Source organism: Paenibacillus sp. JNUCC-31, assembly GCF_014844075.1.
GTDB lineage: Bacteria > Bacillota > Bacilli > Paenibacillales > Paenibacillaceae > Paenibacillus.
The window spans coordinates 2,043,743-2,065,232 of the sequence record NZ_CP062165.1; the positions used below are offsets into that span (position 1 = coordinate 2,043,743).

Consider the following 21,490-nt stretch of genomic DNA (forward strand, 5'->3'; position numbering starts at 1 on the left):
TATTTTTTTCAATTTCTCGAAATTAAATTAATTTCTCGGTCTAATGGACCTCCCCAAATCTCTAATGTGCCATTCATTGCCCTGTTGTCCTGAATCACCTATAATTTAAGGAACAAAAACAATGACCAGTTACGGGATTCCATACTTTGACTGACAGAAGACATTTTGCCCGCAAGGAGGCCATACATGAATATCAGCCAATTGGAGACGCTGATTACGATCTCAAAAACGATGAGTTTCCGCAAAGCGGGAGAACTTCTGAACCTGACCCAGCCTGCTGTCTCAGCCCAGATCAAAAGTCTGGAGGATGAATTCAGCACTGTGCTGGTAGATCGCAACCAGCCCGTCACTCTCACCGATCGTGGACAGGTGTTTCTGGAACATGCCGAACGCATGCTGGACATCGTAGGTGAACTGAAACAAAAGCTTCTGGATCTCGATGAGACCCCTCAAGGGCATATCAGACTCGGTACAACCACATCCATTGCCATTCAGATTTTGCCACGGGTCTTGTCCTACTTCCAGGATCAATTCCCTCAGATCAAAACCAGTATCCAGTCCCTGCCCTCTTCACAGATTTATACCCAGGTCGAGAATGGTCTGGTCGACATTGGAATCGGTTATCTCACAGAGCGCAATCCAAACCTGAATACATCCGTGTTGTACTACGATACGTTCGAACTTGTGGTCTCCCCTTCCCATCCACTGGCGAAGCAAAAGCATGCTGCGGTGGATGTGCTGCGCAGCACCCCTCTGATTTTGCTCTCCCCGGATACAGTGGGACGGCGCTTTACGGAAGGTATTTTCAAGAAACATGACATCGAGCCCAATATCGTCATGGAGTTATCGAGCAGTGAAGAAGTAAAGCGGATGGTTGAGATCAATCTCGGAGCGGCCGTCATATCCAAACAATCCGTTGCGCATGAGTTGCGGCAAGGCACACTTCGCATGATTCCACTCAGTGAACTCGAAGTCAGTCACCCTGTCGGGGTCATTTACAAATCAAGTCGATATCTCAACTCGGCAATGCAGCAATTCCTTAGCGATCTCAAAGGCATGCCGGAAACACAGTTCATCAGTTCAGAATGATACATGAGCGATAAGAAAGGAAGGATATCCATATGAAATTCGATCTCCACACACATCATTTCCGCTGTGGTCATGCAGACGGCAATATTCGGGACTATATCGAAGCAGGGATTGAAGCAGGACTTCAGGCCATTGGTATCTCGGATCATACACCTTACTTTGGCCGTGACGAAGAGCAGGCTTTCCCCCGGATTGCGATGGGCAAGTCAGAATTGCATCATTACGTGGAAGAAGTATTGGCTTTGAAGGAACAATATGCGGGTAAAATTGACGTGCTGCTTGGCATCGAATCCGATTATTTCCCTGTCCATGCCGAATTGTATCGCAGTACACTGGGGCAATATCCTTTTGACTATATTATTGGTTCAGTTCATCATACGGAAGATGTCAGCATATTCAACAAATCCCGCTGGAATGGATTAAGTGATGCACGTAAGGTTGAAGTGAAAGAGCGTTACTATGCATTGATCCGGCAATCAGCCCAAAGCGGCATGTTCCAGATCCTCGGACATATTGATGCGATGAAAGGAAACTACCCTCCCTTCTCCGAGATTATCGCGGATCAAGCCATAGATGAAACATTGCAGGTCATTGCAGAATCAAACGTGGCTATCGAAATTAACACTTCGGGCAAAACCAAGCTCAGTGGTGGCTGGTATCCGTCCGATGCCATCCTGGAGCGTGCACATCATTACGGTGTGAAGGTGACCTTCGGATCGGATGCACACAAACCGCAGCGTGTTGCTGATGAACTGGATGACGTTCGTACACGTCTGCAAGAAATCGGTTTTACGGAATGGGTATATTTCAAACAAAAACAAATGCAGATTGTTCCGTTTTAAACATAGAGCATCACAATAGCCCTCATGGCGTAAAAAAACGCTGTGGGGGTTTTGGTTTGTATCCTAATAAAAAAGATATTATATAAGTTCAACTAAATATTTACACGATAACGGAGAGGACAGAACTAACTTGAAGAAGCGAAGCTAAATGCTTTCTGAAAGAAAGCTGCATCGGAAGCATACGCTATCCCCGGATTTCCACTTTTCAAAAAGGATTCAATAAAATGGGGATAACAGCGATCGGAAAGTAGTTCTGTCATCGGAGTGTTGGCGTAGAAATTCCATAGTTAAACTTATATAGACAAAAAAAATGAACCCGCTAAGCGCGGGTCCCAACAGCATAATCTATTTATCAAAAAGGGGGTCATGAGATAAGTTTACCCGCTGTCTGTTAGAGTTCAATTGCAGCTATATTTCAATTGTGTAACAAATGAATCACTGAGTTATGAAATGGATTCAAATGATTGAAGTTCGATTCAAATCTCTTCAGATGCTCTATTCTATGTTACTCGTGCTTGTCGGATACCAATGTTTGAAGACGCCTCTCCTGAAGGGAGCCACTAAACTGTTCACGGTCCAGACTATACACCTTAACATCCAACAGGGTATCCGACGTCTCACCATCCTCATGATTCAAAACAAACGAGGGCAGGGTTCGTTCATGGCACATGCCGCATTTGATAAGTACTCGTTCGGAAGACACGTTTACCTCGTAACAGCGGGCTTCCACTTTCCGAAGACTGAGCTCGCTAAAACCAAAACGAATCAATCGATGTACCGCTTCAGTCGCAACGCCTTTACCCCAACAGGATCTGTCCAGAATGTAGCCGATCTGTGCAGTACCATTCTGATCGTTCCAATGCTGGAAAGAAGTAATACCCATAATCTGTTCACTTCCTTTCCAGCAAATGCCGTAATGCAATGAATCCAGTTTGGCACTGCTGCTGCGAATCTGATTCAATAGTCGCCGAGCCCGGATTAGTGTTGGCTGACTCCCCCTGTTAACATAACGAATGACCTGCGGATCTGAAAATAGTTCCGATAACGTGCTGTAATCACTCTGACGTAATGGTCGAAGAACAAGGCGCTCTGTCCATAAAACAGGCAATCCTTGGCCCAGCATTTTTCGGGTCAGCATGACAATCGCTCCTTTTGCTTAACGGGTTCTACTCCGGTAAGACAAGCATGCTCTAAGGGTGATCCGGCGTAAATAGAATACATGGATAGATACTGAAACATCGATTACACTTGGCAATACCTCGATCTGCTGCTTGAACAGTAGTATGCCAATTCATTACAGAGGTTTATTCCTGAATGGACTATTCCGTCTGCAAGCCGCGATAGACGCCTGTACGAAGTTCACGGATATAGAAATCGAGTGAAGGCACTTGAGCCTGCTGTGCAGCCTGTACTTCCCGTTCAATATCATAAGGTACTCTTACAAATTGAAGATTAAATGGAGTATTCCGGTCAGTGCTGTTTTCCCCTTCAAGAATACAATACGAAGCCTGGGTAAAATCAAGCGGGTTCCCCACACTACCTGCATTGAACAACATTTTTCCATTCATGAATTGCAAGTATGCATTATGCACATCCCCATAACCCACAACATCCGCCCTACCAAGCTCAGGTTCATCTGTCGGAGGTTCGAACATCGCTAACCGCTTTTCGATCTCATCCCACGGTTGTACGCGGTGATATACACTTTTTGGGGATGCATGCACCAGGCGGATGGTACGGCCGCTCAGCTCCAATTGGTGGCTAAAAGGCAGGCTCGCCAAATACGCCACTCGTTCCTTCCCCAGCTGTTTCGCTTGCCAAGTGAAATTCTCGTTATCATGATTCGCAGCAACCAGTTCATCCCAGTTTCCCCGGATGACTTGCTCACATGTTTTCCTGACTGAATCAACAACCTGTACAGGGTCAGGCCCTTTACCAACGAGGTCGCCAAGACAAAAGATTCGCTGTAAGCCGCGACTCCGAATATCGTTCAATACCGCTTCCCAAGCAGTCATGTTGCCATGAATATCGGATACAATCGCAATTCGTTCCATCTGGCCAACCTCCCTTTATGCTATTTATTCTTTATGTCGTTAACCCCTCAGTTCAAAAACAGTCAATTCCGGCCTGCACAGAAAGCGAATGGGCAGCTGGGTCATGCCAAACCCACGGTTCACATAGACTGGCATATGCCTTTCGCCTGCATAATATAACCCTTGAATATACTTCCGTGAACCTCTCGGTGTTGTCAATGCCCCGATCCAAGGAAAACGAACCTGGCCGCCATGACTGTGTCCGGACAACTGTAGCCCGAAACCAAAAGGTGCCGAAATGTCTGCATAATCAGGCTCATGCATCAGCAGCAGCTTCCACACCTTATTATCCAATCCTCGGATTGCTGCAGCCGGATCGGGTCTGCCTGTAAGTGCATCATCCAGACCTGCTATAGCGAGGCGTGAGTTCCCTTCTTCAATGAGAGCATGACTGTTACGAAGCAACGTGAACCCGGCTTCTTTGAACATTATTTCTACTTCATTCTGTTGCCTGCCCCGATAATCATGATTCCCCAATACGGCATATTTGCCATACTTCGCTTGCATGGAGGCCAGTACAGGGATACATTCCCTCATCGGTTCCGCTTCCCGCTCTACCATATCTCCGGTAAAACAAATCAGATCAGGTTGCTGTTCATGTATCGTTTCCGCCAGCTTCTCCATCTGTTTCAGCCCCGTATGGAACCCAAGATGAGCATCACTGAACTGGGCCACACGCAGCCCTTCAAATGCTTTGGGGAATCCTGGCAGTTTCAATTCAACCTGCTTGATCTCCAAGTGACGTGGTTCCCACAGCCAGGCGTATCCTCCCGTGAGCAAACTGGCACTTGCCGTCATTAAGATCATGCGCAGCAAAAAACTGCGCCGGGAGGGATCATGATCCTTTTCCTCTCCTGGAAAAATGGGCTTCCCTGGGTCAGACTCATTGTCTGGGCGCCGGGGCGGCGAGATCTTGCTGCCCTCACGGGTTGGTTCTCCCATGCGTCCCCCTCCTTCTTCCGCTCCACATCCATCCCCTTAGTATACCATATTCTGCATGACTAGCCCGGTTCCTCTGACCATGTAGAAAAAGAAGCCGGGATCTTAGGCTGCATACTGCCCGGGATCACGACTTCTTCTATGTTTGCAGATTCGAAGCTATGCATGTTATATGACCAGATTACACGCCCAACCAGCGTTTGAACATATGCTTGGTCGTTTGTTTGTTCATCTCGGCAATGGAGGTGGTGAGTGGAATTCCTTTTGGACAGGAGCGCACGCAGTTCTGCGAGTTACCACAGCCCTCAATACCTCCGTCTTCCATCAGTGCTTCCAGACGATCATCAGCGTTCATCTCCCCTGTTGGGTGAGCATTGAACAGGCGTACCTGCGAAAGAGCAGCCGGACCGATAAAGTCTGTTTTCTCATTCACGTTCGGGCAAGCTTCGAGACATACGCCACATGTCATGCATTTGGACAGCTCGTAAGCCCACTGACGTTTCTTCTCCGGCATCCGAGGACCTGGACCAAGGTCATAGGTACCATCAATCGGAATCCAGGCTTTAACCCGTTTCAGGGCGTTAAACATCCGGGTACGGTCGATAACCAAGTCACGTACTACCGGAAAAGTTTTCATCGGTTCAATGCGAACCGGCTGTTCGAGCTTGTCGATTAGGGCAGCACATGCCTGACGCGGCTTGCCGTTGATGACCATGGAGCAGGCTCCACAGACTTCTTCAAGACAGTTGGATTCCCAGCAGACCGGGGCAATGGACTTGCCCTCTGTATTGACCGGATTCCGTTGGATCTCCATCAGGGCGCTAATAACGTTCATGCCGGGACGGTACGGAAGCTCAAACTCTTCGTTGTACGAAGATGACTCCGGGCTGTCCTGACGGGTGATGATAAACTTGACGGTTTTTTTTGCTGTAGCTGTGTCCGTCATATCGTTGTCCCCTCCTTTGGTGACGATGATTGATTGCTATCGTTACAAGAACATATCGTTTACACAGGGTCACTCCGCCGACAGAAGATCCTTCCGATCGCTGTTATCCCCAGATTTCTTTGATCCACCTTATAAGGGGGGAAATCCGGGGATAAAGGCGAACACTTTGCTTCTTCAGTATTCTTCTGCCTTCTCCGTTAACGTGTTCACGTTTAATCATGTAAATATAAAATTAATCATCTTGTAATTTTGTAATACTGATGCTACCTCCGCTGCGTCGTGCACATAAGCCGCTTTACTGAAAGTAGCAATAATTCATTCTGGTTGGGCAGTAACGTTGAGAAGCTCTGCGTACGCTTCGCTTCTTCAGTATTTTTCTGCCTTCTCCGTTAAGATGCTAACTTTTAACCTTATAAATTAATTCGTTTACTTAGTCCTTCGAGTAGTCCCGGATCCGTGGTGGGATCAGGGAAACGTCTACAGGCTCGTACGAGATTTTTGGACCTTCCTTCGACCAGGAAGCGATCGTTGTTTTCAGGAATTCCTCGTCGTTCCGTTCAGTGAACTCCGGTTTGTAATGCGCTCCACGGCTTTCGTTACGAAGCAGAGCGCCCAGAGTCATCGCTTCTGCCAGTTCAAGCATGTTCCACAGTTGACGAGTAAACGCCGCACCCGGGTTGTTCCAGCCGGAAGTGTCGTACATGTTGATTTTGCCGTAACGCTCTTTCAATTCCTTGATCTTGCCGATGGTGGCTTCCAGTTTATCGTTGTACCGTACCACTGTCATGTTCGCCGTCATCCACTCACCGAGTTCTTTGTGAATGACATAGGCATTTTCGTTACCCTGCATATTCAGTATGCCTTCGTATTTATCCGTTTGACGCTTCGTGTAACCGTCGAATACGGAGGAACTAATATCTGCGGACGATTTTTTGAGTCCTTTGATATATTCAACCGCTTTCGGCCCAGCGACCATACCACCGTAGATGGCGGATACGAGAGAGTTTGCACCCAATCGATTGGCGCCGTGATATTGGTACTCACACTCACCGGCTGCGAACAGCCCCGGAATGTTGGTCATTTGATTGTAATCTACCCACATGCCGCCCATCGAATAATGGACTGCCGGGAAGATTTTCATTGGGATCTTACGTGGGTCATCACCCATGAACTTCTCGTAAATCTCAATGATCCCGCCGAGCTTCACGTCCAGCTCCTTCGGATCTTTGTGAGACAGGTCGAGATATACCATGTTCTCGCCGTTGACGCCCAGGCCCATATCCACGCAGACGCTGAAAATTTCACGAGTCGCGATATCACGCGGAACAAGGTTTCCGTATGATGGATATTTTTCTTCAAGGAAGTACCAAGGCTTACCGTCTTTGTAAGTCCAGATCCGTCCACCTTCACCACGAGCCGATTCTGACATCAGGCGCAGCTTGTCATCGCCCGGAATGGCAGTCGGGTGAATCTGAATGAACTCACCGTTTGCGTAATTGACACCTTGCTGGTACACCGCACTTGCGGCCGTACCTGTATTGATAACCGAGTTGGTTGTTTTACCGAAAATAATGCCGGGACCACCGCTCGCCAGAATAACGGCTTCTGCCGGGAACGTCTGAACCTTCATCGTTTTCAGGTCCTGAGCTACGATCCCGCGGCAAACGCCTTCGTCATCCACAACAGCCTGCAGGAACTCCCAGTTCTCGTACTTCGTCACAAGACCCGCTGCTTCCCAGCGACGTACTTGCTCATCCAATGCGTAGAGCAATTGTTGCCCTGTCGTTGCTCCGGCAAACGCCGTACGGTGATGCTTCGTTCCACCGAAACGGCGGAAATCAAGTAATCCTTCCGGTGTCCGGTTGAACATTACGCCCATCCGGTCCATGAGGTGAATGATGCCTGGTGCTGCTTCACACATTGCTTTAACTGGGGGCTGATTCGCGAGGAAGTCGCCGCCATATACTGTATCGTCAAAGTGTACCCACGGGGAGTCACCCTCACCCTTGGTATTTACCGCACCGTTGATGCCGCCCTGGGCACATACGGAGTGGGATCTTTTAACGGGAACCAGTGAAAATAAATGAACATGGACTCCGGCTTCAGCCGATTTGATCGCCGCCATCAATCCCGCGAGACCTCCGCCCACAATAATTACATTAGTTGATGCCATTGCTGTTCACTCCCTTATAAGTCAGCATTTAAGTCTAAATGCTTAAATCAGAACGGTCTTAACTGCGTCAATCATTGAAGTTGCTACCTGGAAATCCATGCTCCGGAAAGCGAGCAGGGATGCAATAAACATGAGGGCAACGATAGCAAACAAACTCATGCAGATGTAAGATGATACACGCTGCGCACGTGGGCCGACGGTAATTCCCCAGCTAACCAGGAACGACCACAATCCGTTGGCAAAGTGATAGGATGCCGCAACCACACTGATCAGATATAAAATAAACGTTACCGGGTTCATCACGATGCCATGTATGACACCGCCAAGCTCTTCATGTGTGACATTCCCCAGCGCAACCTGGAAACGAGTCTCCCAAATGTGCCAGATAACGAACACGAACGTAATGACACCGCTGACGCGTTGTAACGTATAACGCCAGTTGCGCTCATTGCCATAACGCCCCACGTTAGGCTTGGCCTGATAGGCAATGTACAAACCATATACACCGTGATAGAACAGCGGCAACCAGATGAGAAGTGTTTCAAGTACAATCACGAGCGGCAGGCCATTCAGAAATGCAACTGCATCGTTAAAGCCTTCTTTGCCGCCTTCAACTGCCGAGAAGTTCGTCACCATGTGCTCAATGAAAAACAGACTGAGCGGAATGACGCCAAGCAAGGAGTGCAGCTTTCTGGAGTAAAACCCTTTCATAAAATGTCGATCCCCTTTCGCTAAATACAACGTTTTCATAAATTAAATTCACATATCACGACGCAAACCTTTCCCAAGGAAAGGTTCGACAAATTGTTCCATTTTCATCAGGTGTGAACAACTTGTGTCACGACTCATGTTACTCCTTTTTTTCTTATAAGGGAATTGCAATATAATTATTAAATGTTATAACCTATAGGTATAAGTTATAAACATCGGACGTGCAGGCCATACAACATGGAGAAATATTTGACAAGGAGATGCCTCACGCAAAGACGCTTATTTAGAAAAGAGGTCAGTGCTCATGTTCGAGGAATTAAATGCTTTTGCTGCGGTTGTGGAGCAGTCCAGTCTGAACCGGGCATCCAAATTGCTGAATCTGTCACAGCCCGCGTTGTCCCGCAAAATCGCTAAATTGGAGGATGAACTCGGAGTGGCCCTCTTTCATCGCCGTGGTAAACGACTCGAATTAACCAGTGTGGGCCAAGTCGCCTACACTTTTGCGATAGAACAGAAGCAGCAGCAACAGAAATTTTTGACCATGCTGGCCCAGTACAAGGATGAAGAGCAAAGCTCCATTACGCTGGGAGCCAGTCTGACGACGCTTCAAACCACATTGCCGCCTCTGGTTAATGCATTTATGGAGAAACACCCGAATGCGGAGATCAAGCTGGTGACGGGGAAGACCCATGAGATCGTCTCTTTTGTCCGAGACAAAAAAGCAGACGTTGGCATTGTCGCCTCTTCGATTAGTGAAGCCGGGCTGAACTGTGTTCCACTCTTTGATGATCATCTGGAGCTGGTTGTGCCACTAAGTCATCCCCTTTCCGGTCAGGAGGCGGGAATGGAGCATTTGCAGGATCTGCCGATGATTACATTCTCCAAGGGTACATGGTATCGCAAATTAACCGACGACCTATTCCAGCGCTGCGCCGTGATGCCCGATATTCGCATGGAGATTGATTCATTCGAAGCGATTGTCCGTCTTCTGCCTACCTGCAAAGCCGCAGCCCTGCTTCCCAAGTCGTATCTCCGGCCTCAATTGCTAGCGGACAATGATCTCGTCTCTGTGTATTTGCCACAACTTCAACAGACCCGACGCACCACCTGTATGATCTATGGGGAAAAGGAAGACCTCAGCGAAACGTCCAGACAGTGGGTCAGGGAGACGGCTGCGTTATTTACAGCAAAGACGCCACTGCCCTCACGGAGGCCCCCGACGCCTTAGCCTTTATACTAAATTACGAATGCCGAGCTCCAGAGCTCGGCATTTGTATTCCGTATCACAAGAATCAACAGATCAGCCCTCCTGGCTGATCACCTCTTCCTCAAACCGATCAATGTCATCATTCATGCCAATAATCACCATGATATCCCCCATCTGAAGCGAGTCCAGAGCGGTTGGGGCGATAATGACCCCGGTTTCCTTTTGCAAGGCTACAATGCTGCAACCAAAGCGTACTCGTGCATTCAGAGTGGACAGCGTTTTATTATGCAGACAGGCTGGAACCTTCATCTCTACAATACTGTAATCATCGGATAATTCGATATAATCCAGCAGATTTGGGGTGACCAGTTGATGGGCAACGCGGATTCCCATATCGCGTTCAGGATAGACGACACGATCGATCCCCAGCTTATCCAGTGCCCGCCCATGAAGAACCGAAATAGCCTTGGCCACAACCGTTTTTACACCGAGCTCCTTCAGTAAAATGGCAGTGAGAATACTGGTCTGGATATCTGCACCGATGGCAACGATACAACAGTCGAAATTACGGATGCCCAGTGAACGCAGCACTTCCTCGTCAGTGGAATCCGCGACGACGGCATGGGTGACCAATTCACTTATGTCTTCGACGACCTCTTCATTTTTATCGATACCCAGTACCTCATAGCCTAGCTCCATTAATTCCTGTGCCAGACTGGACCCAAAGCGCCCAAGCCCAATCACTGCAAACTGCTGTGTTTTCATTGTTCTTCACGAACCCCTTATCCAATAATCATTTTGCCTTCCGGATACCTGTACAACTCTTTACCCTTTTTCTGTCCGAGTGCATACGCGAGTGTAATCGGTCCAAGACGCCCTGCAAACATGGTGAAACAGATCAAAAGCTTGCCGATCGTGGTCAGCTTCAGCGTAAGTCCCATAGACAAACCGACCGTACTAAAAGCTGATGTTGTCTCAAATAAAATCGTCAGAAAACTGCTGTCTTCTGTTGTACTGAGCACCATTGTGACCGCGATAATCAGCAACAGTGCGAGGAGCGTAATCGTCAACGCTTTAAAAATCCGTTCCTGTAAGAGCCGGTACCTGAAAAAGACAATATCTTCCCTCCCACGAATCATCGCGACAACAGCCCCGATCATAATCATAAAGGTGGTCGTTTTGATCCCGCCTCCCGTGGAACCCGGAGAGGCCCCGATAAACATCAGTATAATGATGAAAAACTGCGTCGCCTGCCTAAGGCCCGCAATATCAACCGTATTGGCACCTGCCGTCCGCGGCGTGACCGACTGGAAGAACGAACCGAGAATTTTACCACCCCAGTTCAAACCACCAAGTGTCCGGGGATTACTGAATTCAAATACAAAAATAACCAGTGCTCCAAATACGATTAACAATCCTGTTGTCAGCAATACCACTTTGGAATGCAGCGACAGCTTCTTTGTCCTCCGATACTCCACCAGATCAGACAGAACGACAAAACCGATACCCCCTGCAATAATCAGGAACATGGCTGTAAAATTCACAAGCGGATCATACACATACCCCGTTAAGCTGCGGAATTCTCCGAACATATCGAACCCGGCATTGTTGAACATGGAGATGGCATGCCAATATCCATAATAAATGGCCTGCCCCATTGGCATATCGAACGACCAGCGAATGGCGAATAACGTGCCACATATGCCTTCCAATATGAGCGAGTAGATCACAACCTTGCGAATAAGGCGGACAATCCCCTCCATCGTACTCTGGTTCATCGCTTCCTGCAAAATCAACCGCTCACGCAGTGAGATCCGCCGTTTGAATGCAATCGCCACCAGTGTCGACATCGTCATAAAGCCAAGGCCGCCAATTTGAATCAGGATTGCAATGATGATCTGACCCAACGTCGAAAAATGAGTACCCGTATCCACTACAACCAGTCCCGTTACACAGACTGCGGAAGTCGCAGTAAAGAGTGCGTCAATAAAAGGAAGGCTGACCCCGCTTCGACTGGATGCCGGGAACATCAACAGAAGTGTCCCGAGCAATATAATACCCGCGAACCCTAGGACCAGAATTCGGGGTGGTGATAGACGCATCCATTGAACATTCATTTTCACTTGAGTATCATCCACCTCTACCAAAAAGAAAATGACCCCACGACGTGGAGCCTTTCTCCGAAGCGCTTTTCCAAATGACTTGACGGAATACCCAAGCACTTGAAAAGCCACATTTCGGAGCGTAAACATGTATGATTTTCGCTGTAACACATATACATTGGGTTGAAATACATTTTATACTTTCTATTCGTTCCCTTGTTAGCTTAAAGACATGCGGAATATTGCACATTTGCTTCAAAATTATAAGCGTTACGGCCTTTGCTTACAAAACGATTTTTCTGTAAATAGCATCGAATTCCGCCAAAAAGGGAAAAACTCAGATATGGTGATGGATGGATCAGATTGTTTCGATCGTTTTCATTCGTTTTCATGCATTTGCACCACTTCTCGTTTCGCCATTGGCATTCGGGGCTTGGCCTGTGCTATGTTTACTTTAATATCCATATTAATAAAGGAGGACAATATGAAATGAATCCCTTAGGGCAGCCTTTGGTACTCAAAGCTAATTTCAAGCGTTTAGGGTTGCTTGCGGCGATTGGTCTGATTTTGTTTTTTGTTTTTCAAATCTTCCCTGCCACCTCATCGCAAACGACAGACATCCAGTCCACTTCCTTCATAAGTAAGGAAAAAGCGGCGGAGTCGGCACGATCTTTTGCAGCTTCTCTACCCGACTATACTCTTCCGACAGATAACGGAAATGAACTGGTGACGTACCAGACTCATTCCGATATTTATGGGTATATGGCCAAAACCAAACAGTTAGAAACCTATAACAAGAAATGGGAAACAACCTATCCTTACGATGTGTACCGCGTTCGTTTGCCCGATGAGGACAAAGGCGGTTATTTGAATGTTGACGTACATATGAGAACAGGGAAAGTGGTCGGTTTTAAGCGTGAGCTGCCTTCATCCCTGTATGCATCCATCGAGGCCGAACAGGATAAAAGTAAAGTGAATGCGGCTCAACGCTTGGCCGAAGATAACCTTTCTTTAAATGAAAAAGAACAGCTTGCCGCTGGTGTACTTGGTGAATTTGGGTATAACATCCCAAAACTCCAGCTAGACACCCGTGAAGAACAAGCGGGGCTGAAATACACGGATAATGAAAAGCAAATTGGAGATTCCAAGCTGGAGCTGATCTTCACTTTTGAAAACGGAGCGGTTCGCTCCTTCGAATCCGTCTTCTCGGTCCCTGCCTCCCATACCGACTATGTACAAAATCAGACCCGGCAGGCCAACTGGATGACTTACGGCGGTTATGCTTTCTTGACATTTGTGCTTGGCGTGCTCGCGATCATCTACAGTATTCTGACAAGAGCACACACGTCGTTCAAACGCGGCATCGTCCTGTCCCTGGTGTACTTTGCGGCTTCCGTGATTGGCACACTGAACATGATTCCGCTATTTCAGGCACAGGGTCTGTCTAACTTTATGCTCACTTTCCTGATGGTGATGCAGGCGGGGATAACGCTGGTCATGAGTGCAACCATTTATCTGTCCCTCGTTGCCGGTGACGGCATGTGGCGCAAAATCGGTTTGAATCCTTGGCCTCGTGCCAAAGAACCCGGATACGGAAAATATGTACTGCACAGTATGTATACAGGCTATCTGTGGGCATTGATTCTGCTTGGCGTTCAATCTGTACTGTTCTTCATTCTGGAGCGTAGTATTGGAAGCTGGTCAACCACATCGGCTGACCAATCCACGTACAACATGAGTTATGCCTGGATCTTCCCGATTATGGCCTGGATGGCCGGGATTGGTGAAGAAACGGTCTATCGTCTGTTTGGGATTCGCATGATGCAGAAGGTTGTCCGAAACACGTTCATCGCCTGCCTCATCCCAACATTGATCTGGGCACTGGGGCACACCCTGTATCCGATCTATCCGGTCATCACACGTCCAATAGAGCTGACCGTCATCGGACTTCTGTTCAGTCTGATCATGCTGCGTCACGGCTTCATCGCCGTTGTATTCGCACATGTTATCTTTGACAGCTTGTTGATGGGTCTCAGCCTGATCTTCATGGGTGATGTGCTGAACATTTCCGCAGGACTCTTCTGGATTGTTCTTCCGGGTATCGTTGGTTATATCATTTACAAACTGAATCCAAACAAAAAAGAGAAGCCGTATGTTACGACTCCTCATCACGAAGTGCTGCAATAATCTGATTCGCCAGCTTGTCACCAATAGACAGAGGCCGGAAGTCTTCGACGCTGGCCTCTTTTATTTTGCGCAAAGAGCCAAAATGCTTCAGCAGCAGCTTGCGCCGCTTTTCTCCAATCCCTGGAATGGCATCCAGACGGGAAGTCACCATCGATTTTCCGCGCTGTTCCCTGTGGAACGAAATTGCAAAACGGTGAACCTCTTCCTGGATTCGCTGCAACAGGTAGAACTCCTGACTATCCCGCGGCAAGGAGATGACTTCTGGCGGATTGCCGATCATCAGCTGTGAGGTCTTGTGCTTCGCATCCTTCACCAAACCACATACCGGAATAAACAATCCCAATTCATTCTCCAAAATGTCCACGGCTGCCGAAATCTGGCCTTTGCCTCCATCGACAACAATCAGGTCAGGCTGGGTCAGGTTTTCTTTCAATACCCGCTCATAACGGCGCCGGATGACTTCTCTCATCGTTTCATAATCATCTGGTCCTTCAACCGAACGGACCTTGTATTTGCGGTATTCTTTCTTATCCGGTTTACCATCGGTAAATACAATCATCGCAGATACCGGATTCGTCCCCTGGATGTTTGAGTTATCAAAAGCTTCGATGCGGCGCAGCTGATCCAGTCCAATCCAGCGTCCGAGACCTTCGGAAGCCTTCGATGTCCGCTCTTCATTACGCTCAATGAGTCGGAATTTCTCTTCCAGTGCTACACGAGCATTATCTACAGCCATTGTGATCATCTGCCGCTTCAATCCGCGTTGCGGAATGTGGACTTTAACTTCCAGCCATTCCTGCAATGCTGCTGCGACCTGAGAAGGATCTTCAAGACCTGGAGGTTGTTTATCAGCCAATACATCTTCCTGTGCGATAGCGTCGTCCTGGATAAACATCGCAGTTTCTTCCGCTTCTACTTCTGGTTGGAGTTCTCCATAAGATGCACGGGACTCAGCAACACGTAACTCAATCGCAGAATCTTGCCCCAATCGCGTTGTCTGTTCGGACTCAGCTGTCACCGCGGCAGGTACCGCTCCATCCGTATCGGATATATCATCCGCACTGCGGTCAGCAACTTCCAGATCTTTTGGCATTTCCGGCAGTAAAATTTCCTGTGGCAATGCTGGATTATCACTGTAGTACTGGGTCACGTAAGACATAAAATCACTGTATGCCTCTCCGTAAAACGGGAAAGTCGATACATGGCGTTCAATCATTTTCCCCTGACGCATATATAGAATCTGGACACACATCCAGCCTTTATCAATGGCAAAACCAAATACATCACGGTCTCTGGCATCCGCCATCGTAATTTTTTGTTTTTCCATCATCGCGTCAATGGCAATCACCTGATCCCGTAGTTCCTTGGCACGTTCAAAATAAAGATCCTCAGCCGCTTCCTGCATTTTGCGCTGCAAATCCTTCTTGATTTCCTCATGCCCACCGCTCAGAAAGGAACTAATCTCCTGCGAAATTTCATCATACTGTTCCTTGCCCACTTCCTTTACACAAGGAGCAAGACACTGACCCATATGATAATACAGGCACACTTCCTTCGGCATTACGCCGCACTTGCGCAGCGGATACATCCGGTCAAGCAGTTTTTTCGTTTGGTGTGCCGCATACGAGTTCGGATAGGGTCCGAAGTATTTGGCTTTATCTTTGAGAACCCGCCGGGTCACTTCCAGCCGGGGATGCTTTTCATTTGTAATTTTAAGATAAGGAAAGGTTTTGTCATCCTTCAGCAATACGTTGTACCGTGGCATATGTTTTTTGATCAGGTTACACTCCAGAATGAGTGCTTCCATATTACTGCCGGTAACGATATATTCGAAATCACGGATTTCGGACACCAGGCGCTGTGTCTTTCCGTTATGACTGCCGATAAAATAAGATCTTACGCGATTCTTCAATACTTTGGCTTTACCTACATAAATGATGGTACCCTCACTGTTTTTCATCAGGTAACAGCCGGACATGTCGGGCAGCAAAGCCAGCTTATGGCGGATCTGCTCCAGTGCCTTCTCCTGTTCCTCCAAGTTTTTGACGAATTCATCCATAATTCGGTGGGTCCTCCTTCCCGAAAAAAGTATAAATAAAAGGTTACACTGTACCACTCCCATTGCAGTACCATCTTCCGATCGCCGTTATCCCCAGATTTTTTCGATTCCCTTTTTTCAAAGGGAAAATCCGGTGATAGCGTATGCTTCCGATGCAGCTTTCTTTCAGAAAGCTTTAGGCGACCGCTCCGCTTTTCCAGGTTTTTTCTGCACTCTCCGTTACTGTGTGAATAATTATACTTTATATTGTCCTATATGAAAGGTTTCGACGCAAAACGCCCCCGGCGCATAACCGGAGGCGTATGTGTAAGCCTGGTAAATTATTGGTGTTTTGCGATAATTCCTTTGAGCGCATCTTTCGAGTTCAGACCAACCACTTTATCTACTGGTTGACCGTCTTTGAAGAAGATCAAAGTTGGAATGCTCATTACGCCGAAGCGGGAAGCGGATTCCGGATTTTCGTCCACATTGACTTTAGCAATTTTCACTGCATCGCCAACTTCGGTGGACAGCTCTTCCAGGATTGGAGCGAGCATTTTACAAGGACCACACCAAGGCGCCCAAAAATCAACAAGAACCGTTCCTTCGCCTTCGACTTCAGCGTTGAAGGATTGATCGGATACGTTAACAATAGCCATGAAATTGTCCTCCTTATATATACTTACGGTTTATTTTAACCTGTAACGTCGTAAACGACACTTCCAGTATAACACAGGTACTCTAAACTTGTGAAACGAACGCATCAATGTTCATCTTCCCAACATCAAATCTTCACAATCGAAGCACTTGCAGGTTCACTGCAAAATCTTTACAAACGCTTTCTTTTCCAAGTATACTAAAATTACTCCGGGCTTCAGCTCCCTGTAAGGGCAAGCTGTTATCCCCATAAGGAGGCAATACCATGGATGCAAATGTGCGGATCAACGACCCGCGTGAACATGTGAACGAGGAACCCCGTAACGATCTGTTTGATCTCATTGCGGGAGTTGCTGGCATGACCGGCCTGATGACGGTCATCTTTTTCGGGATGGTTATTTTCAAATTTCTGACCGAATAGGAGATCTTCAGGCTGCACGCAGGGCCAGAAAAGCCCGGTTTTCGCGACAAAGCGAAAGCCAGGCTTTTTTTGGGATGCGGCTATATGAGTTATAATAAATCAGAGCAGTAACACAAATATGAATTAACGTTTGCCGCGCTGGTTCTCACCCCGAACAGAGATCACATCCACAAACGGACGAATCCGGTCCATCAAACGCTGGCCTTTGTTCATTTCCTCGCCGTCCCTGCTGGTGAAGCTAAGATGTTTCTCCAGCCCATCCAAGTTGTAGTTGGACGTATAAAATGTAGGTTTGCGATTCATACGGTAGTTCAGAATGGAACCCATCACATGATCCCGAACCCATGGGTTCAGGTTCTCTGCCCCAATATCATCAAAGATAAGCAGATCGCAGCTTTTCAGAATATCCGTCGTTTCCTTCAGCTTGTTTCCTTCACTGATCATGGATTTCAGATCCTCCACAAAGTCAGGCATATAGATAATAACACCTGTGTGGCCCACAACCGCGAGTTCATGCAGCAGATAACACATCAGAAACGTCTTGCCCGTTCCAAATGATCCTTCCAAAAACAGTCCTTGCGGAGACAATCCATTCTCCTTGGTCTCGTTAATATAACGCAGAACCTGGTTCACCGCCGGAGCACGCATCCGATCCTTGCCCATAATTTCCACATCGTTATACCCAGCATTGAGTGCACGCTCGTCCACATAGAAACTGCGGATTCTCTGTTTGATGAGATGCTCATTTTGCCTGGCGACATGTTTGGAACAAGGTGCTTTTTTATCTATAATTTCGGGTTTACCGTTAAAATGCTCTACTTCCAGTTTGCAAAAGTGACCCTGGAAATCGTTAGGACAGTTGTCGAGTCCCGGGCAGTTCGCACAGTTCTTCGAATCTTTGGCATACTGATACAGCTTGCTAAGATCGGTAATAAGCTGTGCATCTTTCAGTTCAGGATGACCTGCACGGAATTCGCGTACGTACGGATCTTCCATCAATTCCGCCGCAATCCGCCGCGACTGTTCACGAAAGGAAGGATTCAGCTGCTGAAGCAGTCCTCCCAAGGATTCCATGGCTTCAAGCCCCCTTAATAGTATCAATATAGAATGAACAATTGAAATTTACGATGACCCTCATAATGGCAGGGTAACCTTCGATCGCTTGTAATTCTACTGTTCATTCTATATAAACTTGAGGAATAACTCAACATTTTCAGCTGGAAATAGCATTATCCATTCCATGACAGTACACATAACTTCAGGCAGAACCAATCAAAGAGTTGATCCGATCACATTTGCAAAATTAACGACGTAATCCCACGGTAACAATCTCACAAGGCCCAGCCTGTAAAGCCCATTCCTTGCGGATCAAGGCGGTGGAAGATTCATTTACAATAGAAGAATTCAGCTTGCCTGTCTCTTCCTCCAGAATGTTGCTTTGATATGCATCTTCCAATGCTTGCGGGATGGACTCCGAAGCAGCAAACTTCAATTCAGTGGTATTGGATCTCATATTATACCAACGTAACATCAGATCACCCGAGTCCTCGTTCACCTTCAGTGAAGAAAATGCAAGACCGTCCCCGTGCCACTCAAACGGTGTGTGACTCGGCGTCAGGAAACCTGGGTGTACGTCCGTCTGAGCCACAGTCCATGGAATCTGGAACTGATAAGCTTCAATGTACGCTCCGGAGGTAGCTCCTTTCCCATCATGAGGTATGATCTCCAGCTGGAAAGAATGCTCGCCGAGACACTGAGCTTCCGGTGTCGGGAACAATCCCCAGTCTCCAAGCTCTCCCACGGCACGAAGCAATGTCACGGCAATCGTATTCCGTCCATCCTTAAGCACCTCATATTCATTCAGACCCAGGTTGGCTACAACCAATCCAGCCTCACCTTCGCTCACATCCACAAAACTTTGCTGATGCTGGGTATTGCTCGGATTCTGCCATTCCGGTGCAGGCGTATTATCGCGAGTAGCAATTTCGAACATCGAGTCAACGTGATGAACAGCGGCTATCAGATCCGTCGGGAAGAGTGCCCGCACCCGATGATCCTTCGCCTGATTGTTGAAGGTTGTTTCGAGCTTGATCCCTTTTCCAGTGCGGCTTAACGACACCATGGTTCGGATCTTGAGCGTAACCATTTGTTTGGAACGTTGCGCTTTGCGATGCGGATAATAAATCAATTCCCGCTGCTCACGATCAAGCGTTTCGTCGGCGGATTCAGGAATCTGCCAATGATGAACAATTTCGTACGAAGCTCTGTAAGGCGCATCTTCGATAACACGAATTTCTGCCCGAAGATCCTTCGTAGTCAGTGCCACTTCGTTCTCCGGCTGTTTGAACATGTACTCATTGCCGATATCACCGACATTTTCATACACGCCAAGATCTTTATACGTCCGGCCTGTCCGTTTATCCGTGAGTGCAAAAGACCCGTTGTCTGCAATATTTACGATAAAATATTCATTTTCCATGCCACGTTCACCACGCAGCAGTGTAGTTGAATCACTCGCACCATGGCTGTCCATGTGAATCAAGGCATACGTCTTCAGGCCAAGTGCAGGCACATTCCCAGCTTCAAATGTGATTCTGACCCGACGGCAGCTATATGGCTGACGGAATCGATCATCCGGCAGATCATAGCCGAATTGCAGACCCAGATCCTCTACCGAACACGGAACTGGCTTGCCTTCTTCATCCACCAATATACGGCCTGACAGGTCAATGGCGTTCATTTTGGCGGCCATATCTTCCAATGAGAAACCGTCGCGGAAGTACAGACGGGCCGCATCCAGTTCCATCTGAACCACACCGCTGCGCTCCCATCCCGATGTGTTAAACACAACCACCGGCCGCGCTTCTTCACCATAACGTTCAAAGGTTGACGTATCTACCACTGCTGCGATTTGGCTGGTGCTATCCTCAATCAGGGCTTCAGCAACATGACGGCTCTTGTCAAACCGTGTGACCATCTCACGATGCACCTCGTCTACGCTGCAGCCACAGATGCTGTCATGCGGATGATTCTGCATCAACGTTTTCCAAGCATAAGTGAGTTGATCATGAGGATAAGGATGACCCAACAGGTGCGCGAACGATGCCAGTGGCTCAGCCACCTTTTCCAGCATGGCCTGTCCCAGTTGGTTCATCTGTTTCAGATAAACGCGTGCCGAAGCCGTGTTCACCAAAGTGCCCCAGCCATCGGTACGCTGGCTGCGCAGCTCTCCTTTTACAACAGACAGTTCCTGAACCGCTGATTCTTTCAACGCAGACAGATAGTCAGGGAAGTTGGAGTGAACAAACTCGATATCGGGATACAACTGTTCAGCCACACGGATCGCTTCAGGGAGATCCTTCTGAATCGGCTGGTGATCGCATCCGTTCATGTACAGCAATTCATTCGTCGATGCATATTTCTCCGCATCTGCAAGCTTGGTTTCCCAGAACTTGCGGGCCGAAGCTTCGTCCACCGGAACCTCATTCCCGTTGGAGTACCAGTTGGCAAATAAAACACCGAGCACCTTCGATCCATCCGGGCCTTCCCACATCAGCTCCGAGAAACTGGATTCGTATCCGGCGTCAGACACCGTGTTGTTGAAGCCCGTTGGCTTCACGCCTCGCCCGAAGAAGACATTATCGATACCCGATTGCAGCATAAGCTGCGGTGTCTGTCCCACCAGTCCAAAGGTATCTGGGAAGTATCCGATCTTTGAAGGTGTTCCATATCGTTTGGCATCCTTATGTCCGACCTGCATATTACGTACATTCGCTTCACCACTGGTCAGGAAGGCATCCTGCAAAATATACCATGGTCCAATGACAATTCGTCCATCACGAATATGCTTCTCCAGCCGTTCCTTCTGCTCAGGTCGAACCTGGAGATAGTCGTCAATGATGATTGTTTGACCGTCCAGATAAAAGCTTTTGAAATCAGGGCCCTGATCGAGCTGATCCAGTAATGAATCCACCAGTTGAACCAATCTCATATGGTGCTTCTCATACGGAAGATACCATTCCCGATCCCAGTGCGTATGAGAAATAATATGTGCTCTCTTCGATTTGCTTGTCGGTTTGGTCATT

General features: G+C 47.8%; 17 protein-coding genes. 5 read left to right on the top strand and 12 right to left on the bottom strand.

All coding sequences use genetic code 11. The features are described 5' to 3' along the window. The first annotated feature begins 186 nt into the window (after window positions 1-186). Together JNUCC31_RS08760 and JNUCC31_RS08765 are read left to right on the top strand one after the other, a co-directional pair. A complete protein-coding gene (locus JNUCC31_RS08760; protein ID WP_192270527.1) occupies window positions 187-1,089 on the top strand; it encodes a LysR family transcriptional regulator in 903 nt (300 codons plus the stop codon). Window positions 1,090-1,121: 32 nt separating this feature from the next. Next, window positions 1,122-1,931, top strand: coding sequence for a histidinol-phosphatase (locus JNUCC31_RS08765; RefSeq protein ID WP_192270529.1), 810 nt, complete (start codon window positions 1,122-1,124; stop codon window positions 1,929-1,931). Window positions 1,932-2,436: 505 nt separating this feature from the next. Here JNUCC31_RS08765 and JNUCC31_RS08770 read toward each other — a convergent pair. From JNUCC31_RS08770 to JNUCC31_RS08795, 6 genes are all read right to left on the bottom strand, one after another. Then, complete coding sequence (locus JNUCC31_RS08770; RefSeq protein ID WP_192270531.1) at window positions 2,437-3,069, bottom strand: GNAT family N-acetyltransferase; 633 nt, start codon at window positions 3,067-3,069, stop codon at window positions 2,437-2,439. 181 nt (window positions 3,070-3,250) lie between these two features. Continuing rightward, entirely contained in the window at window positions 3,251-3,985 is a 735-nt protein-coding gene (locus JNUCC31_RS08775; protein WP_192270533.1) for a metallophosphoesterase family protein, read from the bottom strand. 39 nt (window positions 3,986-4,024) lie between these two features. Further along, window positions 4,025-4,966, bottom strand: coding sequence for a metallophosphoesterase (locus tag JNUCC31_RS08780; RefSeq protein ID WP_192270535.1), 942 nt, complete (start codon window positions 4,964-4,966; stop codon window positions 4,025-4,027). A 178-nt stretch (window positions 4,967-5,144) separates the two neighbouring features. Further along, window positions 5,145-5,909, bottom strand: a complete 765-nt coding sequence (gene sdhB, locus JNUCC31_RS08785; protein WP_062324117.1) for a succinate dehydrogenase iron-sulfur subunit — start codon at window positions 5,907-5,909, stop codon at window positions 5,145-5,147. A gap of 430 nt (window positions 5,910-6,339) precedes the next feature. Further along, window positions 6,340-8,082, bottom strand: a complete 1,743-nt coding sequence (gene sdhA / locus JNUCC31_RS08790; protein ID WP_192270537.1) for a succinate dehydrogenase flavoprotein subunit — start codon at window positions 8,080-8,082, stop codon at window positions 6,340-6,342. A 42-nt stretch (window positions 8,083-8,124) separates the two neighbouring features. After that, window positions 8,125-8,793, bottom strand: a complete 669-nt coding sequence (locus tag JNUCC31_RS08795; protein WP_192270539.1) for a succinate dehydrogenase cytochrome b558 subunit — start codon at window positions 8,791-8,793, stop codon at window positions 8,125-8,127. A 304-nt stretch (window positions 8,794-9,097) separates the two neighbouring features. Here JNUCC31_RS08795 and JNUCC31_RS08800 point away from each other — a divergent pair, with 304 nt between their 5' ends. After that, window positions 9,098-10,021 (top strand): LysR family transcriptional regulator, encoded by a 924-nt coding sequence (locus JNUCC31_RS08800; RefSeq protein ID WP_192270541.1) that lies wholly within the window; start codon window positions 9,098-9,100, stop codon window positions 10,019-10,021. A gap of 72 nt (window positions 10,022-10,093) precedes the next feature. Here JNUCC31_RS08800 and JNUCC31_RS08805 read toward each other — a convergent pair whose 3' ends face one another. Beyond that, window positions 10,094-10,765 carry a potassium channel family protein gene (locus JNUCC31_RS08805; RefSeq protein WP_192270542.1) on the bottom strand — a complete coding sequence of 224 codons (672 nt, stop codon included), beginning with the start codon at window positions 10,763-10,765 and terminating at the stop codon, window positions 10,094-10,096. A 17-nt stretch (window positions 10,766-10,782) separates the two neighbouring features. After that, window positions 10,783-12,117, bottom strand: coding sequence for a TrkH family potassium uptake protein (locus JNUCC31_RS08810; protein ID WP_416234427.1), 1,335 nt, complete (start codon window positions 12,115-12,117; stop codon window positions 10,783-10,785). Between the two features lie 474 nt (window positions 12,118-12,591). On the opposite strand from JNUCC31_RS08810, the gene JNUCC31_RS08815 reads away from it, so the two are divergent. Then, complete coding sequence (locus JNUCC31_RS08815; RefSeq protein WP_192270543.1) at window positions 12,592-14,289, top strand: CPBP family intramembrane glutamic endopeptidase; 1,698 nt, start codon at window positions 12,592-12,594, stop codon at window positions 14,287-14,289. Here the strand turns inward: JNUCC31_RS08815 and uvrC are convergent. Together uvrC and trxA are read right to left on the bottom strand one after the other, a co-directional pair. Then, window positions 14,258-16,348 (bottom strand): excinuclease ABC subunit UvrC, encoded by a 2,091-nt coding sequence (gene uvrC / locus JNUCC31_RS08820; protein WP_192270544.1) that lies wholly within the window; start codon window positions 16,346-16,348, stop codon window positions 14,258-14,260. The two genes, JNUCC31_RS08815 and uvrC, sit on opposite strands and share 32 nt — an antisense overlap. Before the next feature lie 320 nt (window positions 16,349-16,668). Then, window positions 16,669-16,986: a thioredoxin gene (gene trxA / locus JNUCC31_RS08825; protein WP_017692451.1), complete on the bottom strand. Its 318-nt coding sequence runs from the start codon at window positions 16,984-16,986 to the stop codon at window positions 16,669-16,671. Between the two features lie 263 nt (window positions 16,987-17,249). Between trxA and JNUCC31_RS08830 the strand changes: the two genes are divergently transcribed. Beyond that, window positions 17,250-17,405, top strand: a complete 156-nt coding sequence (locus JNUCC31_RS08830; RefSeq protein WP_192270545.1) for a YqzM family protein — start codon at window positions 17,250-17,252, stop codon at window positions 17,403-17,405. A gap of 123 nt (window positions 17,406-17,528) precedes the next feature. On the opposite strand, the gene dnaI is transcribed toward JNUCC31_RS08830, so the two are convergent. Beyond that, window positions 17,529-18,479 (bottom strand): primosomal protein DnaI, encoded by a 951-nt coding sequence (dnaI, locus tag JNUCC31_RS08835; protein WP_192270546.1) that lies wholly within the window; start codon window positions 18,477-18,479, stop codon window positions 17,529-17,531. Window positions 18,480-18,708: 229 nt separating this feature from the next. After that, window positions 18,709-21,489 (bottom strand): alpha-mannosidase, encoded by a 2,781-nt coding sequence (locus JNUCC31_RS08840; protein WP_192270548.1) that lies wholly within the window; start codon window positions 21,487-21,489, stop codon window positions 18,709-18,711. Between the last annotated feature and the right edge of the window lies 1 nt (window position 21,490).

What these genes read in the sequence shown, in the direction of transcription:
- JNUCC31_RS08800 (WP_192270541.1), top strand. Translation starts at nt 9,098, where the DNA reads ATGTTCGAGGAATTAAATGCTTTTGCTGCGGTTGTGGAGCAGTCCAGT.
- JNUCC31_RS08810 (WP_416234427.1), bottom strand. Translation starts at nt 12,117, where the DNA reads ATGAATGTTCAATGGATGCGTCTATCACCACCCCGAATTCTGGTCCTA.
- JNUCC31_RS08795 (WP_192270539.1), bottom strand. Translation starts at nt 8,793, where the DNA reads ATGAAAGGGTTTTACTCCAGAAAGCTGCACTCCTTGCTTGGCGTCATT.
- JNUCC31_RS08805 (WP_192270542.1), bottom strand. Translation starts at nt 10,765, where the DNA reads ATGAAAACACAGCAGTTTGCAGTGATTGGGCTTGGGCGCTTTGGGTCC.
- dnaI (WP_192270546.1), bottom strand. Translation starts at nt 18,479, where the DNA reads ATGGAATCCTTGGGAGGACTGCTTCAGCAGCTGAATCCTTCCTTTCGT.
- trxA (WP_017692451.1), bottom strand. Translation starts at nt 16,986, where the DNA reads ATGGCTATTGTTAACGTATCCGATCAATCCTTCAACGCTGAAGTCGAA.
- JNUCC31_RS08780 (WP_192270535.1), bottom strand. Translation starts at nt 4,966, where the DNA reads ATGGGAGAACCAACCCGTGAGGGCAGCAAGATCTCGCCGCCCCGGCGC.
- JNUCC31_RS08760 (WP_192270527.1), top strand. Translation starts at nt 187, where the DNA reads ATGAATATCAGCCAATTGGAGACGCTGATTACGATCTCAAAAACGATG.
- sdhA (WP_192270537.1), bottom strand. Translation starts at nt 8,082, where the DNA reads ATGGCATCAACTAATGTAATTATTGTGGGCGGAGGTCTCGCGGGATTG.
- JNUCC31_RS08830 (WP_192270545.1), top strand. Translation starts at nt 17,250, where the DNA reads ATGGATGCAAATGTGCGGATCAACGACCCGCGTGAACATGTGAACGAG.
- JNUCC31_RS08770 (WP_192270531.1), bottom strand. Translation starts at nt 3,069, where the DNA reads ATGCTGACCCGAAAAATGCTGGGCCAAGGATTGCCTGTTTTATGGACA.
- JNUCC31_RS08775 (WP_192270533.1), bottom strand. Translation starts at nt 3,985, where the DNA reads ATGGAACGAATTGCGATTGTATCCGATATTCATGGCAACATGACTGCT.
- sdhB (WP_062324117.1), bottom strand. Translation starts at nt 5,909, where the DNA reads ATGACGGACACAGCTACAGCAAAAAAAACCGTCAAGTTTATCATCACC.
- JNUCC31_RS08765 (WP_192270529.1), top strand. Translation starts at nt 1,122, where the DNA reads ATGAAATTCGATCTCCACACACATCATTTCCGCTGTGGTCATGCAGAC.
- JNUCC31_RS08815 (WP_192270543.1), top strand. Translation starts at nt 12,592, where the DNA reads ATGAATCCCTTAGGGCAGCCTTTGGTACTCAAAGCTAATTTCAAGCGT.
- JNUCC31_RS08840 (WP_192270548.1), bottom strand. Translation starts at nt 21,489, where the DNA reads ATGACCAAACCGACAAGCAAATCGAAGAGAGCACATATTATTTCTCAT.
- uvrC (WP_192270544.1), bottom strand. Translation starts at nt 16,348, where the DNA reads ATGGATGAATTCGTCAAAAACTTGGAGGAACAGGAGAAGGCACTGGAG.